General features: G+C 43.2%; 1 protein-coding gene. It reads right to left on the bottom strand.

The window, feature by feature from the left end:
- On the bottom strand, positions 1-187 hold a 187-nt coding region (locus P6709_RS19810), incomplete at its 3' end, for a hypothetical protein (RefSeq protein ID WP_278242624.1).
- Positions 188-292: the final 105 nt, after the last annotated feature.

The raw sequence follows: 292 nt of genomic DNA, 5'->3' as shown, positions 1-292 counted from the left end.
GCTGGTAAATCTGTTTTGTATCTTCTTGAGTCCAATCCGCAAAGGTTCTCGATGAAACTCCCAGTAATTCATTACCAGAAAAGAACAACCATACCGTACCGCTGCTTCCCCTGAGAGGACTGCTTGTGTACCCGACAATGGTCCTGCATTTGGATGTAGGCAGAGAACGGTCAATTAATTGGTCCATAAGAGGCATTCAGCATATTCGTTTGTGTAATAATAGCAGCACCATCAATGAACGGTCTCGCATCCAGTATATACATCGGTATTTTTGCTACAGCAATTGCCTATT

Source organism: Jeotgalibacillus sp. ET6 (assembly GCF_029667115.1).
GTDB lineage: Bacteria > Bacillota > Bacilli > Bacillales > Jeotgalibacillaceae > Jeotgalibacillus.
This window is presented reverse-complemented; position numbering and strand designations above follow the sequence as displayed.